This is a genomic window from Paraburkholderia sp. (assembly GCF_035656215.1).
Classification (GTDB): Bacteria; Pseudomonadota; Gammaproteobacteria; order Burkholderiales; family Burkholderiaceae; genus Paraburkholderia.
Genome location: NZ_DASRSY010000250.1, coordinates 1 through 16,906, shown reverse-complemented (window position 1 = coordinate 16,906; position 16,906 = coordinate 1). Strand labels below are relative to the sequence as shown.

13 protein-coding genes are annotated in these 16,906 nt (G+C 61.6%); 9 read left to right on the top strand and 4 right to left on the bottom strand.

The features are described 5' to 3' along the window. Positions 1 to 627, bottom strand: a complete 627-nt coding sequence (tssJ, locus tag VFE81_RS14075; protein ID WP_325045198.1) for a type VI secretion system lipoprotein TssJ — start codon at positions 625 to 627, stop codon at positions 1 to 3. A gap of 363 nt (positions 628 to 990) precedes the next feature. Here tssJ and VFE81_RS14070 point away from each other — a divergent pair, with 363 nt between their 5' ends. The 9 genes from VFE81_RS14070 (at position 991) to tssA (ending at position 11,817) form a co-directional block, all read left to right on the top strand. Then, a complete protein-coding gene (locus VFE81_RS14070; RefSeq protein WP_325045180.1) occupies positions 991 to 1,677 on the top strand; it encodes a tetratricopeptide repeat protein in 687 nt (228 codons plus the stop codon). Between the two features lie 35 nt (positions 1,678 to 1,712). Beyond that, positions 1,713 to 2,261, top strand: coding sequence for a type VI secretion system contractile sheath small subunit (gene tssB / locus VFE81_RS14065; protein WP_325045179.1), 549 nt, complete (start codon positions 1,713 to 1,715; stop codon positions 2,259 to 2,261). A gap of 18 nt (positions 2,262 to 2,279) precedes the next feature. Beyond that, the gene (gene tssC, locus VFE81_RS14060) at positions 2,280 to 3,770 is read left to right on the top strand and encodes a type VI secretion system contractile sheath large subunit (RefSeq protein WP_325045178.1); all 1,491 of its coding nucleotides are present in this window, start codon (positions 2,280 to 2,282) and stop codon (positions 3,768 to 3,770) included. Between the two features lie 72 nt (positions 3,771 to 3,842). Beyond that, positions 3,843 to 4,346: an Hcp family type VI secretion system effector gene (locus VFE81_RS14055; protein ID WP_054036475.1), complete on the top strand. Its 504-nt coding sequence runs from the start codon at positions 3,843 to 3,845 to the stop codon at positions 4,344 to 4,346. An 83-nt stretch (positions 4,347 to 4,429) separates the two neighbouring features. Further along, a complete protein-coding gene (gene tssE / locus VFE81_RS14050) occupies positions 4,430 to 4,909 on the top strand; it encodes a type VI secretion system baseplate subunit TssE (protein ID WP_054036473.1) in 480 nt (159 codons plus the stop codon). A 121-nt stretch (positions 4,910 to 5,030) separates the two neighbouring features. Beyond that, on the top strand, positions 5,031 to 6,869 hold the full coding sequence (tssF, locus tag VFE81_RS14045; protein WP_325045177.1) for a type VI secretion system baseplate subunit TssF: 1,839 nt from the start codon (positions 5,031 to 5,033) through the stop codon (positions 6,867 to 6,869). Further along, positions 6,833 to 7,927 carry a type VI secretion system baseplate subunit TssG gene (tssG, locus tag VFE81_RS14040; RefSeq protein WP_325045176.1) on the top strand — a complete coding sequence of 365 codons (1,095 nt, stop codon included), beginning with the start codon at positions 6,833 to 6,835 and terminating at the stop codon, positions 7,925 to 7,927. The genes tssF and tssG overlap by 37 nt, the downstream gene beginning before the upstream one ends. Before the next feature lie 35 nt (positions 7,928 to 7,962). After that, complete coding sequence (gene tssH / locus VFE81_RS14035) at positions 7,963 to 10,638, top strand: type VI secretion system ATPase TssH (RefSeq protein WP_325045175.1); 2,676 nt, start codon at positions 7,963 to 7,965, stop codon at positions 10,636 to 10,638. 66 nt (positions 10,639 to 10,704) lie between these two features. Further along, a complete protein-coding gene (gene tssA, locus VFE81_RS14030) occupies positions 10,705 to 11,817 on the top strand; it encodes a type VI secretion system protein TssA (protein WP_325045174.1) in 1,113 nt (370 codons plus the stop codon). A gap of 85 nt (positions 11,818 to 11,902) precedes the next feature. On the opposite strand, the gene VFE81_RS14025 is transcribed toward tssA, so the two are convergent. From VFE81_RS14025 to VFE81_RS14015, 3 genes are all read right to left on the bottom strand, one after another. Further along, positions 11,903 to 12,856, bottom strand: coding sequence for an OmpA family protein (locus VFE81_RS14025; RefSeq protein WP_325045173.1), 954 nt, complete (start codon positions 12,854 to 12,856; stop codon positions 11,903 to 11,905). A 4-nt stretch (positions 12,857 to 12,860) separates the two neighbouring features. Beyond that, positions 12,861 to 13,853, bottom strand: a complete 993-nt coding sequence (gene tagF / locus VFE81_RS14020) for a type VI secretion system-associated protein TagF (protein WP_325045172.1) — start codon at positions 13,851 to 13,853, stop codon at positions 12,861 to 12,863. Continuing rightward, on the bottom strand, positions 13,850 to 16,906 hold a 3,057-nt coding region (locus VFE81_RS14015; RefSeq protein ID WP_325045171.1), incomplete at its 5' end, for an ImcF-related family protein. The genes tagF and VFE81_RS14015, both read right to left, overlap by 4 nt.

The following is a 16,906-nucleotide window of genomic DNA, read 5'->3' as shown; positions in this document are numbered from 1 at the left end:
TTAACCGCAGCTTACCGAAGAAAGCATATTCAGCGGCTGGGCGGGTAGTCCCTGTTCAGGCGGGATCACAGTGCCGTTGGTCACCGTCATTGCGCAGTTATGCAGGCCGATCATTATGCCGGATTTCTCCGACTTCGCCGGGTCGAAGGCGAATTTCCAACGCTGCATAGCCGGGTCGCGGAATAGAGCGACGATACCGAATGCCTGAGCTTCACGCGAGACTTTTTCGGTAACGACGTAACGTTGACCGGGGATCAGTGTCACTTCGCGCACACCCAGCAAATCGCCGCCCAGTACGGTCTTTTCCTTGGCCGGATCGGTAAAGGCGTCGAATGGCGCCTGTTGGAATGAAGTGGGGTCTTTCAGCACGTAAAGCCGCACGACCAGTGCCAATGGGCGCTGGTCATTGGCGGCATTGAGATTCTGTGCGGCGTATAACGTGAGGCCGACATTGCGCGGTGGTTTTTGCGCGTCCGGTAGGTCGGGCTTACCGAGGCCGCTCGCCTGCAAAACCGCGTTGGCAGCGGCTCCCAGCACCGGCACGGCGGCCGCGCACCCGCCCAGCAGCGCGCACGCCGCGGCACTGGCAATCAATAGCGATGCATGGCGAACAAGACGCGAATTCATATACATCGACCGGCTCGGCGCCGTCCCCCGTCAAAACATCAATAACGAATTCAATCCGGCAAATTTGCAGCACCGCTATGCCGCGTAATGCCGCTTTATGCAAAGCGCATTGTTCTCCGACACTTACCTGTTTGCTCCCGTGCGAGCGGAAATTTTTTCCGTTCTCCGCATTGCGGCTATTGCATCAGGAAACAATTTCTGCATGTTTCGTTTAAATCATCCACATGCATTTTTTTTGTGCAATCCTTCTTCACACGAAAGTTGAATTATCGAAAATTGGCCTGTACTATACCCGCGCAGTTGAAGCAAAGCAAAACTCCGGTTTTCCCTTGAATTAAAAAAATCGCACGTCGGTGAAAAACGATGAATGAGCGTCTGTTAGTAAAACTATCTGGGGTAGTGTTGGCATGCGGCGTGATTGCCGGTTGCGCGACACAGGGCAACAACGCAGCGACCACACCGGAGGCTTTTAATAAGCAACTCGCGGACGCGGATACCGTCGCCAAGGGCGGTGATCAGGATCGCGCCATCTCGCTTTATCAGCAATTGTCAAAATCCGATCCGACCCGTGAAGAACCGTGGTCGCGTATTGCGCAGATCCAGTTCACGCAGGGTCATTACGGCCAGGCTATTGTCGCCGCGCAAGAAGCGTTACAGCGCGACCAGACGGATCGTCAGGCAAAGAGCGTGCTGGCTGTAGCCGGGCTGCGCGTGGCCACGCAATCGCTCGGCGAACTGCGTCAGGATGCGTCGCTCGCGGGTGATGCGAAGTCGGACGCGCAAGCGCTCGCCAAGCAGTTGCGCGACACGCTCGGCGAAGCCACGTTGTTCCCGCCTGATCCGAACGACAAGGCCGCCTTGAAAAAGAAGCGCATTATTCGCCATGTCGCCAAGGGCAAGGCTGCGGACACGCCGGACGCAACCACCAGCGCCGCGGCTCCGACCGCAACGCCGGCTGCTGCTCCTGCGGCACCCGCGCCGGCACCTGCAGCACCCGCCAAAGCCGCACAAAGCGGCGGCGCGTCCGATCCGTTCAGCGCGCTGCGCTAATTCAGGCCTGATTCATCTGCATCCGGGAGCCGACGATGGCGAAGAAAGAAAGTATTCAAAAACGTTTGCAAAAAGTGCGACCGCCACGCGTTCAACTGACGTACGAAGTTGAGCGTGGCGATGCGATCGAGATCAAGGAGCTGCCGTTCGTCGTCGGTGTGGTTGCCGATCTGGCAGGGCAGTCCGAAGTCGAGCAGCCGAAGCTGCGCGATCGCAAGTTCGTCAGCATCGACCGCGACAATTTTGACGACGTGATGAAAGCGATCGAGCCACGTGCCGCATTTCAGGTGGAAAACCGCCTGAGCGAGGCAGGCGGCAAATTCGCTGTCGATCTGCGTTTCAAGTCGATGGCCGATTTCAGTCCGGATGAGGTGGTTGCACAGATCGAGCCGCTGCGCCGTCTGCTCGATGCGCGTTCGAAGCTGGCCGACCTGCGCAACAAGCTGGCCGGCAACGACAAACTCGAAGACCTGTTGAGCGAAGTGCTCAACAACACGCAGCAGTTGCAGGCACTGGCGAAAGATCAGGGCAACGCAGCAGACCAGCACGCCGGCGCGCCGGATCACGACAAGCAGGGCGAATAAGTACGCACGGGGTGTGAGATGAATCAGCAAACGGCAGCAGCCCAACTCGCCGCGGCGCAAAGTGGCGCGGAATCCACGCTGCTCGACGAAATCGTCGAGAAAAGCCGCGTGGCGAAGTCCGAGTCAGAACATGCTCGCGCGAAAGACCTGATCGGCGAACTCGTCCACCAGGTGCTCGACGGCACGGTGGTGATGTCCGACAACCTGTCGGCCACCATCGACGCGCGCGTCGCGGAACTCGACCGCCTGATCTCCGCGCAACTGAGCGCGGTGATGCATGCGCCGCAATTCCAGCGCATGGAAAGCACGTGGCGCGGTCTGGACTACCTGTGCAAGGAAAGCAATACCGGCTCGACGGTCAAGATCAAGGCGCTGCACGCGCCGAAGCGCGACCTCGTGCGAGACTTCAAGAACGCCATCGAATTCGATCAAAGCGCACTCTTCAAGAAGGTTTATGAAGAAGAGTTCGGCACCTTCGGTGGCGCACCGTTCGGCACGATCATTGGCGACTTCGAAGTGACGCGTCAGCCTGAAGACGTGTATTTCATCGAGCAGATGGCGCACGTCGCGGCCGCGGCGCACGCGCCGTTCATCGCATCGGCGTCGCCTGAACTGATGGGTCTCGAAACGTTTGCCGATCTCGGCAAGCCGCGCGATCTCGGCAAGGTGTTCGATACCGTTGAATACGCAAAGTGGAAGTCGTTCCGCGACTCCGAAGACTCGCGTTATGTCGGCCTGACCTTGCCGCGCTTTCTCGGTCGCCTGCCTTTCAATCCGAAAGACGGCGCGACTGCAGAAGGCTTCAACTTTGTCGAAGACGTAGACGGCACCGATCACAGCAAATATCTGTGGTGTAACGCAGCGTGGGCCTTCGCGGCGCGCCTGACGGCCGCATTCGACGACTTCGGCTGGTGTGCGGCGATTCGCGGTGTGGAAGGCGGTGGTCTGGTGGAAGATCTGCCCACCCACACGTTCAAGACGGATGACGGCGAAGTCGCGCTGAAATGCCCGACTGAAATCGCGATTACCGATCGCCGCGAAAAGGAATTGAGCGACCTCGGCTTCATTCCGCTCGTGCACTGCAAGAACTCGGATTACGCCGCGTTCTTCGCCGCGCAATCGGTGCAGAAGCCCAAGAAGTACAGCACCGACAGCGCGAATGCGAACGCTGTGCTGTCCGCGCAGCTGCAGTACATCTTCTCGGTATCGCGCGTGGCGCACTACCTGAAGGCGATGATGCGCGACAAGATCGGCAGCTTCGCATCGGCGCAGAACGTCGAAGTATTCCTGAATCGTTGGATCTCGCAGTACGTGCTGCTGGACGACAACGCGACCCAGGAGCAGAAAGCGCAGTTCCCGCTGCGCGAGGCATCGATACAGGTCTCAGAGATTCCGGGCAAACCTGGTGTGTATCGTTCGGTCGCTTTCCTGCGCCCGCACTTTCAACTGGACGAGCTTTCGATCTCTTTGCGGCTTGTCGCTGACCTGCCGAAACCGGCAAATTCATAAACGAAGTCAGAAAGCCCGTGCCGGCCGCACGGGTTGGCTGTTAAAACCACCTCTTTGGGGAGTCGATGAGTTATGAAGGACATCTATTTAAAATTCGGCAATCCGGCGATCAAAGGCGAGTCTGCCGATAAAGATCATGCTGGCTGGATCGAAATCGATTCGTGGAGCCACTCGATTACGCAACCGCGTTCGGCAACTGCTTCGACGGCGGGTGGTCACACGTCCGAGCGTTGCGAGCACGCCGACATGCAGTTCACGAAAGATATCGACGTGGTCAGCCCGCTGATCTATCAACACGCATCGGGCGGCACGACGTTCGACGAAGTGACGATCGACTTCATGCGTTCGGACGGTGAAGGCAACCGCATCAAGTACCTGGAAGTGAAACTCAAGTACGTGATCATCTCGAGCGCCACGCCGAGCGTGGTGGGCGAAGGCCTGCCGACCGAGCAGTTCTCGCTGAAGTACGCCGCCGTGCAGTGGAAGTACACGCAGCAGAAGATCGGCGGCAACCAGGGCGGCAACGCGCAAGGCGCGTGGAGCCTGACGAAGAACGACAAGACGTACGCGGTCTGATGCCAGGGCGCACGCGGCGTGCGGCCTGAAAAGGCCGACGCCCGCCGCGCGCGCCTCGCGTCGAACCGGTTCTTCGGACGCTGATGAAACGCTTCGAACCCAGCTTTCTCGACAAGCTGTTCGACGACGAACCGCACCTGCCGGCTTCTCCGGCGATGCGGCAATTGTCGTTGGACGAGTTGAAGGCCACCGTCGCGCGCGACGTCGAGGCGATCCTGAACACGCGGATCGCCCTGACCGAGCACGAGCTGGCGGCATTGCCGGAATGTCAGCGCTCGGTGCTCACATACGGTCTGAACGATTTCGCGGGCTTGAGCCTCGCGAGTCACTATGACCGTACGTTTATCTGCAAGTCGATTCAACAGGCAATCGCACGGCATGAGCCGCGCTTGCAGCAGGTGGCAGTTACGCTCGAATTGAACGAACAATCCACCAACGCGCTGAACTTTGCGATTCAGGCGCTGCTGGTCGTACACCCGGCAGAAGAACCGGTGAGTTTCGATGCAATGCTGCAGCCCTCTACGCTGCAATACTCGGTGACGCGCGCACGCGCGAAGCTTTAGTACCTGATTTTAGCGGCTGAGTTTTAGTACCTGCGTTTAGTGTTTTTAGTACCGCTTTGCTGCCGTTAACGCGCAACGGTGGCATGGATTGAGCGGAGAGGATTCAGGTCCGGGGATATCGATGGAAGAATTGCTGCCGTATTACGAGCGCGAGTTATCATTTCTGCGGCGCTATTCGCGCGATTTCGCCGAACGCTATCCGAAGATCGCAGCGCGTCTGGCAATGTCCGGCGAGCACTGCGAAGATCCGCACGTCGAGCGGATGATCGAATCGTTCGCGCTGTTGGGTGCGCGCATCAACAAGAAGCTAGACGACGATTACCCCGAATTCACCGAAGCGCTGCTGGAAGTGCTGTATCCGCACTACCTGCGGCCGTTTCCGTCGTGCTCGATCGCGCAGTTGGGCACCTCCGCCGCGCTCAGCCATCTGACCGAACCGGTCCTGGTCGAGCGCGGCACCGAGCTCAAGTCCCGCCCGATTCGCGGCGTGCAATGCCGTTTCCGAACCGCCTACGACGTGACGTTGGCGCCGATCCGCATCTCGGAGGCAAAGTACACGTCGGTGGCGATGGCGCCGAGCGCGACCGTCTTGCCGGGCAACGCCACGGCGATCGTGTCGATCACGTTCGAATCGACGGCCGCGCAGCTCGATCTCTCCGCTTTGAAAGTCGACACGTTGCGTACGCACCTGCACGGCGAGCAATCGTTTATCGCGGCGCTGGCGGACTGCCTGTTCGTCAACGCAATGGCCACCTATGTCGAAGCCGACCGCCGTGGCGTGTGGAAGCAACTGAGTGAATCCCCCGTCGTACAAGCCGGTTTCGATGAAGACGATGCGCTGATCGACTATCCGGCCAAATCGCATCCGGCGTACCGGTTGCTGACCGAATACTTCGCGTTCCCCGAAAAATTCAATTTCACCGATTTCGATCTGGCGGCGATGACGCGCGCGAGCGGTCGCTGCCAGCGTTTGACGCTGCACATCGTGCTCAAGGAAGTGCGCAGCGATTCGCACATCGCGCGCCTGCTGGATTCGTTGTCCGCGCATCATTTCCGGTTGTTCTGCACGCCGGTGGTGAACCTGTTCGAACAGCACGGCGAGCCGATCCGCGTCAGCCACCAGGCGGTTTCATACCCGGTGATTGCTGAGGCGCGTCGTGCATTTGCGTACGAGGTCTATTCGATCGACTCGGTGAAACTCGTCCGGCAAAAGGCGCATGAAGAATCGGTGATCGAGTTCCGGCCGTTCTATTCGCTGCATCACGGTGAAGCGGCACGTGCCGGGCATTACTGGTTCGCGCGGCGTAACGATTGGGTCGCGCAGAAAAGCCCGGGTTACGAGACGGAAATCTCGATCGTCGATATCGACTTCGAACCGGCAGCCCCGCAAACCGATACGCTGAGTCTCGATCTGACGTGTACCAATCGCGACTTGCCGGCCGGCCTCGCCGTGGGTCTCGAAGGCGGCGACCTGTTTCTGGAAGGCGGCTCGCTGACCGGCAGCATCACGATGCTGCGCCGGCCGACGCCTAGCGTGCGTTTCGAGCGCGGACGCGCCTCGCACTGGCGGCTGATTTCGCATCTGGCGTTGAATCATGTGTCGCTCGCCAATAGCGGTCTGTCGGCGCTCAAGGAAATGCTGGTGCTTTACGATGTGCGACGCACGGCGGTGTCGGCGCGGCATATCGACGGTTTGGTCGGCATCGAGCAGCGCGCAGCGGTGCAATGGCTGCCGGGCAAGCCGTTCGCGACCTTCGTGCGCGGCATCGAGATTCGTTTGACTATCGACGAAGAGCATTTCGTCGGCACGAGTCTCGCGTCGTTCGTGCGGGTGATCGATACGTTTTTCGGGCTGTACGTGCATCTGAACAGCTTTGTGCAACTGGTCGTCGTGTCGAAGCGTACCGGCGAGGAGATTCTGCGATGCAAACCGCGCAGCGGCGAATCGATCCTGGCGTAGTCGAGCAACTTCTCGACGAACCGCATCGCTTCGAATTTTTTCAGGCGGTTCGGATTCTCGAGAAGTGGTTCGCGCAACAGGAGCCATCGAGTAACGGACGCCCCGGCGAAATCGTCGCGCAGCGGATTGCTTTTCGCAATTCGCTGTCGATGTCGTTTCCGCCTAGTGAAATTCACAGCGCGCAGTCCTATGACGATGAAGGCACTGCGCTGAAAGAGAAGCCGCAGCGCACCGCCGCGCTTGCAGCGGGTTCGCTCCATAAGGTCGATATCACGCCGGCGTTTTTCGGTTTACTCGGCGGGCAGGGCGCGTTGCCACTGCATTACACCGAGCAGATCATCGCGCGCGAGCAGATTCAGCGCGACCGGGCGGCGCGCGAATTCTTCGACGTGTTTTCGAATCGCGCGACTGCGTTGTTTTACGCGGCGTGGAAGAAGTACCGGCTGCCGCTTCATTACGAACTGGATCGCGACGAACGTTATCTGCCGCTGTTGCTCGCGCTGGCGGGCGTCGCCGATGACGACACGCGCAACAGTCTGCAAAGCGGCGACGGCGCGTTATTCGACGAAGCGATTGCCGGTTACGCATTGGCCGCACGGCATCGGCCGGTTTCAGCAGCCTATTTGCAACGCACGCTGTCCGAGTACTTCAAGGTGCGGGTGCGCGTCGAGCAGTTCGTCGGCAAATGGTACGACGTGCCACGCGATCAATTGACCGTGCTCGGCGGTGTCAACGCGACGCTCGGCGCCACCGCGCTGGCGGGCGAGCGCGTCTGGCAGCGCGACATGCGCGCGCGGCTCGTGATCGGACCGCTCGACAAAGCCGATTACGAAGCGTTTTTACCCGGCGCCGACCGCGCCGTGGCGCTCGAACGCATGCTGACGCTGCTCGCCGGCGTCACGCTCGAATACGAGATCTCGTTGGTGCTGCGCCGCGCGGAAGTGGGGCCAAGCATGCTGAGCGGCGGTGCGCGCCTCGGCTGGGACGCTTTCCTGTGCACCAAGGCAGCCGACCGTGATCGCGCGGATGCCCGCTACGAATTGCACGTGATTCACTGACCACAACGATAGAACCTGGACCCGGATCGCACGACATGAGCACGTCCCTCAATACCCTGATCGCCAAACTGAATCCGACCTGCCGGCAGGCGGCTTTGCTCGCGGCGAACAACTGTCTCGCGCGCGGTCACTATGAGGTCGACCTCGAGCATCTGCTGCTGGCGCTGGTGGATGAGCCTGCGAGCGATGTCACGCTGGCGTTGCGTGCGAGCCGCGTCGATGCGCATGCTTTGCGCGCGGATATCGAGCGCGAATTGCAGCGGTTGAAGACCGGCAATACGCGCACGCCGGTGTTTTCGAAGCATCTGATCGACTTGCTCGAACAGGCGTGGCTGATTGCATCGCTCGATTCGCAGATCGGACGGATTCGCTCGGGGCATTTGCTGCTCGCGTTGTTGACGGCGCCGGACCTCGCGCAGTTTGCCGAGCGCATGTCGCCGCTGCTGCGCGACGTGCGGGTGACGGATCTGAAGCACAAGTTCGACGAATTGACCGCGGGCTCGCGTGAAGTCGAGCGTAGTAACGCCGCAGAGAACGCAGCCGAAGGCGTGAGCGATACAGCTGCGGCCGAATCGGCACCCGGCGCGCCGTCCAAAACGCCCGCGCTCGATACGTACACCAGCAATCTCACGCAACGTGCGCGTGAAGGCAAGATCGATCCGGTGATTGGCCGCGAAGGTGAGATTCGCCAGACCATCGACATCCTGATGCGTCGCCGGCAGAACAATCCGATCATGACGGGCGAGGCGGGCGTCGGTAAAACGGCGGTGGTCGAAGGTCTCGCGCTGCGCATTGCGGCTGACGATGTGCCCGCGCCGCTGAAAGGCGTCGCATTGCATGTGCTCGATATGGGCCTGTTGCAGGCAGGCGCCAGCGTCAAAGGCGAGTTCGAGAACCGCCTGAAGAACGTGATCGACGAGGTGAAGAAGAGTCCTCATCCGATCATTCTGTTTATCGACGAAGCGCATACGATCATCGGCGCCGGTGGCCAGGCCGGGCAGAACGATGCAGCGAATCTGCTGAAGCCGGCCTTGGCGCGCGGCGAATTGCGCACCATCGCGGCGACCACGTGGAGCGAATACAAGAAGTACTTCGAGAAAGACGCGGCGCTGGCGCGGCGTTTCCAGGTCGTCAAGATCGAGGAGCCGAGCGAGACGCTTGCGGCGGCGATGTTGCGCGGCATGGCCGCGTTAATGGAAAAGCACTTCAACGTCCGCGTACTGGACGATGCGATTACCGAAGCGGTGCGTCTGTCGCATCGCTACATCAGCGGCCGCCAACTCCCGGACAAGGCGATCAGCGTGCTCGACACCGCTTGCGCCAAAGTCGCGCTCGCGCATAGCTCGACACCTGCCGCAATCGATGACACGAAGAAACGGCTCGAACGCATCGACGCCGAAATCGCCGCGCTGGAACGCGAGGTCGCGGGCGGTGCGTTGCATGACGAGCGGCTCGCGGAATTGCGCGGCCTGCGCGAAGAAGACGTGAAAGACCTGGCCATTGATGAGGCGCGCTACGACAAGGAACGCGCATTGGTGACGGAGATCGTCGGCTTGCGTGCGGAAATCGACGCCGCGCGCGTGAGCAGCGCGGACGCCGGCCAGGCCGACAAGGCGCAACAGGCGCGCGAAACGCTTGCCACGCGTGTTACGGAATTGCACGCGTTGCAGGGCGGCCAACCGATGGTGCCGTTGCAGGTTGACGGCCACGTGGTCGCCGAAATCGTCGCTTCATGGACCGGCATTCCGCTTGGCCGCATGATCAAGGACGAAATCCAGACCGTGCTGAATCTGCAACCGCTGCTGGCCGCTCGTGTGATCGGACAGGACCACGCACTCGATGCGATAGCGCAACGCGTGCGCACCGCCAGCGCGAGTCTCGAAGACCCGAACAAACCGCGCGGCGTGTTCATGTTCGTCGGACCGTCGGGTGTCGGCAAGACCGAAACCGCACTGGCGCTCGCCGATGTGCTCTACGGCGGCGAACGCAAGATGGTCACGATCAACATGAGCGAGTATCAGGAAGCGCACAGCGTATCGGGCCTGAAGGGTTCGCCGCCGGGCTACGTCGGTTACGGCGAGGGCGGTGTGCTGACCGAGGCGGTGCGTCGCAATCCGTATTCTGTGGTGCTGCTCGACGAAGTGGAAAAGGCGCACCCTGATGTGCTGGAAATGTTTTTCCAGGTGTTCGACAAGGGCACGATGGACGACGCCGAAGGGCGCGAGATCGATTTCCGCAACACGCTGATCATCCTGACCTCGAACGTCGGTTCGCAGGCGGTGATGCAGGCGTGCCTGAACAAGAGCACCGAAGAAATGCCGGATACGGACGAGCTCGCGGAGACGTTACGGCCGCAGTTGTACAAGGTGTTCAAGCCGGCGTTTCTCGGCCGCATGAAAGTGGTGCCGTACTACCCGATCACCGACGACGTGCTCGCCGAAATCATCGACCTGAAGCTGGAGCGGATTCGCCGCCGCATCGAGTCGAATCACAAGGCGGTGTTCGAGTGGGACGAATCGCTGGTCGATGCGGTACTCGCGCGCTGCACCGAAGTGGACTCCGGCGCGCGCAATGTCGACCACATTCTGAACGGTACGCTGTTGCCGGAAGTCGCGCAGCAGGTGCTGGAGCGCATTGCCAACGGCACCGCGATCGAACGCATCGCGGTACGCGCGAGCGAAGCGGGCGAGTTCGAATACGCGGTTGTGTGAGCCGGCATGCCCCGCCTGCCTGCCAATCTGTTTTAATGCCGTACCGGATACTTATTGCTTTCTGTCATGCCGACTAATCTGAACACGCTACTGGCTCCGATCAGCGAAGCCTCGCCTTGTGGCGACGACCTGCTGTTTTCAGCGGATTTCGACGCGATCCAGCACGCGCGCCGATTCGAAGACCCGTCGCTGGATCAAGGCGAATGGGTCACGGATATCAAAGAGGCCGACTGGCCATTCGTGGTCGAACGTTCCAGCAGCCTGCTGCAGACGCAGACCAAGGACTTGCGCCTCGCCGTCTGGCTTACCGAGGCGCTTGCCATCGAAGAGGGCGTGACCGGTCTCACGCAAGGTTATGCGCTGCTGACAGGGCTGTGCGAAAAGTACTGGGATCACGTGCATCCGCTGCCGGAAGGCGATGACACCGAGTATCGCCTCGGCAACGTCGCGTGGCTGGTCGGCCGCACCGGCGATCTGCTGCGGGCAATGTCGCTCACGTCGGCGCAAGGCAACTCGTACAGCACGATCGATTGGGACGTGGCCACGCATGTCGCGCAAGCGGTCAAGCGCGATCCGGATCACGCCGACGATATCGCGCGCGGCAAGGCTTCCATCGAGCAGATCGAGGCGTCGAAACGCGCCACGCCGCCGGCGTTCTATTCGACGCTGCTGGTCGATCTGAACGCGTTCGAAGCGGCGATGCTCGCGCTCGAACAGGAACTGGACCAGCGTGCTCCGGATTCGGCACCGAGCTTCCGTCAGGCGAAAGATGCGTATGAAAGCGTCTACCGGTTGGCGGAACGCTTTGCACGCGAACTGGGTGTAAGCGCTGAAGCGTCGCCGCCAAATGCGCCGAAGCCGGACGAGCACGAACGCGCCGAGCCTACCTTCAAGACTTCACCGCAACGCGAGGAACCCGTGCTGACGACCAGCCAGACTATCCCGAGCGGCCCGATTGCAGGCATTCAGAGCCGTGCGCAAGCCGTCGCGCAATTGCGTGCAGTGGCCAAATTCTTTCGCAGCACCGAGCCGCACAATCCGGCTGCTTACCTCGCCGACAAGGCGGCGGAGTGCGCGGATATGCCTTTGCATCAGTGGCTTTCCTCGGTAGTGAAGGACGGTGGGTCGCTCGCGCATATTCGCGAGCTGCTGGGCGTGAAGCCTGAGGAAAACAGCTAGAATTTCCATAGTACGAACAAAAAAGCCTGGCATCGAACATCGGTGCCAGACTTTTTGTTGATCACGCCGTCAGGCAAGCAACAACTCAAGATCCCGCACGAAACTCAATACGTCGGTTACGCGCCCGCCCGTCGGTCGTATCGTTCGACGCAATCGGCTGATCCGGACCCACGCCTGTCGTCGTCATCTGTTCGGGCGGGATGCCCCTGGCGACCAGATAACCCTTCACCGCATCCGCACGCGCCTGGCTCAGCGCGATATTCGAGGTGCGATTCCCCGAGTTGTCGGTATGGCCGATGATCGCGACCGTCTTCGTCTGCATCTTCGACAGCACGGCCGCCATCTGATCGAGAATCGCGCGGCCTTGCGGCGTGAGCGTCGCGCTGCCGGTTTCGAACTCGATTGTGCGATTCGCCAGCGTCTGATCGAGCACGCCCTGTTCAGATGCGCTCACGCGTAGACCGTTCTTGATCGTGTAGGTCGGATTCAGTGCGTTCGCCATATCGCTTGCGAGTTGCTGACGCTGCGATTCGTTGTGCACTTCACCTTTCACGTCGATCTGCGTGCCGTCGATTTTCAACTGGCCTTTGCTGATCTGCTTCAATTGCGGGCCGATCAGCTTTTGCACGTTGGCAGACCAGTTCGGCGGCGTCGCGACGTCGGCGACTTCGATCTGATCGACCACGTTGGACGCGCCGTAGGTGTCGCGCAGACGTGCCAGCACGGCGGCCTTGGTCGCTTCATCCGGCACTTTGCCGCCCACTACAACCTGGCCCGGCATGGCATTGGCGGGCGGCGGGGACGCGCTGATCGCACCGGTGCCGGCGCCGGTGGTGCCGCTGGCGAGCCCGGCCGTGCTGACCGCAGGGCCTGCATTGCCCGGCTGCGCCGAAGGCGCGGGCAGAATCGTCGTGCGAATCGCAATGCCGCTGTTGTCGACCGGCGTCACGCGTGCCGGGCCGTCGTTGTCGGCATGGGCGAGCGCGTTGATCAGAAGCCCGGCCAGCAGCGAGGCAATGCGCGTGTGTTTGCTCAACATCGTGTCACGCTCCCGTGAATGCTTCGCGGAACGTGTCGATGCTGACACGCAACGACAGTTGCGGTTGGTCGAGGTAGCTGACGAGCTTGCTGATGCCATGGTCGTTTTGTGCGTGATCGTCGATCCACTCGGGATCGTCGATATCGATGTTATGTGCCGCGTACGCCTGCGGATCGACCACGCTATGCAGCGTTTTGGCCGAGGCGCCGTTAAAGCCGATGATGAGTCGCTCGCGCTCGGCAATCGTGCCGATAAAAATCGCCAGTTCGAAATCCGCCTGCGAGACGAACGGTGCGATCAGTTCGAGCCAGAATGCAGCGACTAGCGAGCGATAGAACGGATCGTTCGGCAGCGGCAGGGTCAGCCCGCGCTCGAGATGCGACGAACCGCTTTGCATCACCGGACGCAGCAGCGAACCGAGCGCCAGCATCGCGCCGCGCAGGCGCACCGGATGACCGCTCGCGAGCAGCATCTGTTCGAGACCGGCGAGTGTCTGATGCTCGACGAAGTCGTTGAAGGTGCCGTCGTGCGGATTGCCCGGTCCGCCGCCGATTTCGATTTGCACTTGCGTTTCGCCGAGTGCCTGGAGCGCGCCGGCCGGCTCGCTTACACCGAGCAGCGGCTTCATCTGCGACGCGACGCGCGACCACAGGCGCGCGAAGGCGAGCGGACTGCGGGCGAGGAACGTCAGGGGCTTTTCGACTTCCAGCGCGGTTGCGGCAAGAAACGGAAAGCGCCGCGACGACTGATCCTGACTCGCCACCATATGCCCCGCAATCGCCAGCTTGCTGCGCGAACCGAGGAACGCGAAGTGCATCGGCTGGGCGCTTTCGTAGACGATCTTCCAGCGTGGATCGTCGGTGAGCAGTTCCATCGCTTCGGCGATCCAGCGGTCGAGCGTGGCCAGCAACTGCGGGTTGTGCGGGCTTTTGACGAAGTCGCCGCGCGACGGAATCTTGCCGAAGTAGGCGATCTGAGCCTGCACGGTTTGCGTCATTGCGCACTCCCTGTGTTCGAAACCGCGGCGGCGGCCGTTGCCGGCCGTGCCGTTTGCGACGTCGGCATGGCAGCGGGCGCGGCGCCCGGTGCACCACCCGCGGCCGTCGCATTGACTGAATTCGCCGCCGCGCTCACATCCGCCACCGAAGACGGCAGCCGCAAGCCGCGCAGGCTCTGTTGTTGCGGCGCGTCGCTGCTGGCGCCGCCTGAAGCCTGCGACGTGCTGATGATGCGCATGCTGACCGCCACCGTCACGTTGCCCTGCGTCCACGACAGATCGAAGGTGCCATCAGGACGGCGCTTGCGTTGCGCCGAATTGATCAGCTTCTCCAGACCGTAGCGGCCCGGCTCGTTGACCAGTTGCAGCGTGCGGCCGTCGAAGGTCGTGGCATTCAACGTCGCACCCGGTGAGCCAGACGGATTCGGCCATACGAAGTTGGTCCACTGCGGCGGCGTGTTGCGGTAACGCATCTGCTGGCCGTCGATCGCGAGCGTGTATTCCGTGGTGCCGCTGCTCGGCTGCGGCAGGATCTGGAACACGGTCTGCGGCTCGGCCGAGCTTTGACCCGTCGAAGACGCTGCTCCGCCGGCAAGCGGCGCCACCCAGCGCGCGAAACCACTGGTGAAGTCAGGCGTCAGCGCGAGACCCATATCGCCCCATGTGCGTGAGGTCAGCGTGTCACCGCGCCGCACCGCGAGCGGCCCGAGCGTGGTGCCGACGAACTTGGCGATCGCGCCATCCGGCCCGAACACCTGGGCGATTTCGCCGGCGCCGGCTTCGACCTTCGCGTCGCCTGCAAACGGATACTTGTTCGCGAGCGAGCTCTGGAAGGTCTGATAGACCTGCGCGTTCCACACCTTGTTGACTTCGACGCTGGCCGGCTGGATCACCACCGCATACGCCGCCATCAGCGGACGCACCAGCAGCGGGCGCAGCGCCTTACGTTGCGAATCGGTGAGGCCCGTCAGCATCTGTTCGTCGACGTACTTCAGCGAATCGGCCAACTCGGAGCCGCTGCCGTCGAGCGTTTGCTGCATCAACTGACGCGCGCCGGGGCCCGGATCGCCCTGATTCTTGATCACGTTAAAGCGGGTACGGACCTTCGAAAGCGTGTCCATGTAGCCCTTCAGCATCGAGCCGTTGTCGCCGGAGACGACGATGCGGCCCAACGCCGAGAACTCCTGGCCGATCGGCCCCATCGGCACCTCGGCCGGATTGCCGTTGATGTCGATGTTGGCGCTCAACTGGCCGGTCGGCGCGCGCGAGAACCAGTTCTTGAACCAGCTGGTCATGCCGGTTTGCGCACGCTTCAGGTTCGCGTTGAAGAGCGACGGGTTGTCCCACGAGGTCTGGTCATAAGCGGTTTCGAGCACCTTGCGGATTGGCGAGTCCTGCGGATCGCCAAGGCGGTTCATCGCATCCACGGCCTGGCTGAAGCTGCCGAAGCTCTGCACGGCAATGCCTTGCATGAACTTCTGCCAGTGCATCGCGTACTCGGTTTTGTACATCGCCACGAGCGCTTTCTGGATCTGCTCGGGGCTGCCTTCCAGCGTCAGGTCGTCATGCGCGGAGGTGTTGAGCACCCAGTCCTTGGCCTGCAATTCCTTGGTGGCGGCATCACGAATTGCCGGCTGCACGTACTGGAACCACGCTTCACGCGTGAAGGTGCCGGGGATCGCGTAGCTGCCGGCTACCAGCGCCGTATTGTTTTCACCGACGATGCGTGCGACCGTCATCGGCGCGAAGCGGGTCGACGCACGCGCCTTGATTTCCTCGTAGACGCGCTGACGGGCCGGCATGCCGCGCACCACGCGGCGCAGGTTTTCACGCGTCTGGTCGACGAGACCGAGGTTCTCGTCGATCATCGGCCAGTCGTTGTCGGACACGCGCGACAGATAGAAGGTGATCATGCGCTCGGCGCTGCGGATCATCTCGTCGCGGGGCATGTTGCCGCGATTCGTTTCGAGCCAGCCGCGCCAGAAGCGGGCGACCTGATCGGTCAGGTGAGCGGTTTCCACGTGACGCTTGTCGCTGAGCATCAGGTAGGTCTTGAGCGCGTTGTACGCGTCTTCGACGTTGGTTGGCGACGCGTCGCTATACAGGCCGCCCTGGCTGTTCGCCGCCATCGCCGCGTGCGCGGACACCGGAACCGCGGAGGCGTCCGGTGTGCGGTTCAGCGGCGCGAGCTGATCGGGGTGCGCGTTGACGTCCTTCAGGAACGAGGCGAGATTCTGCGAGACCGGGTCGAGCAGGATCTGGCGCACGCCGTTGTAATACTCGGTGAGCAGGTGCTGCTCGAGACGGTCGCCCTGATACAGCCCGAGCGACACCGCCAGCGGCTTGTCGCGGCGGAACTGTTCGAGCTGGTCGATGCGGTCTTCCAGAATGTCCATGGCCTGCAAACGCGATTGCAGGTCGTTGCGGTTCTGCTGCAGGCGCACCACGTTGTCGAGGTCGGCCTTTACATTGTCGGCGAGCTGCTGATTGCCGATCGTCGACCACGTCCAGCCGCCGAGCGCCAACGCGAGCACCGCGACGAAGCCGAAGAACGTGGCATAACGCATGCGCGTCTTGGCGGGACTGGCGAACTGCTTGACGGTCTGCCGGTCGGCGAAGATCACCTTGGAGAACAGATCGCGCAGGAAGAAGCCGTTCTTGGAGAACGCGCTATGCGGCTTGGGCAGGCTATCGGCGGAAAGGCCGAAACGGTTGGCGATGCGCGTAGCGGCGGCGCTGTTGGTTTCGCCTTCCTGCAATGCGCTGGTGAAGTAGAAGCCGCGGAAAATCGGCTTGTGCTGGAACGGGTTGGTTTCGAACAACGTGGCGAGAAACGCGCGCAACGCGGGCTTGATCGTCGAGAATTCGAGCGGGAAGCTCAACTGACCCGGCGAAAGCTTGTTGCCGCGGTTGATCGACATCTGCGCGACGCTGATTTCTTTCAGGCCGTCGTAGAGCTCTTCAAAGTGCTCGTCAAACAGGCCCACTACGTCGCGCTTCTCGTCCGGCTCGTAGGGCAGGGTGGCGCCCCATACGCGGTCGTATTCGTGACG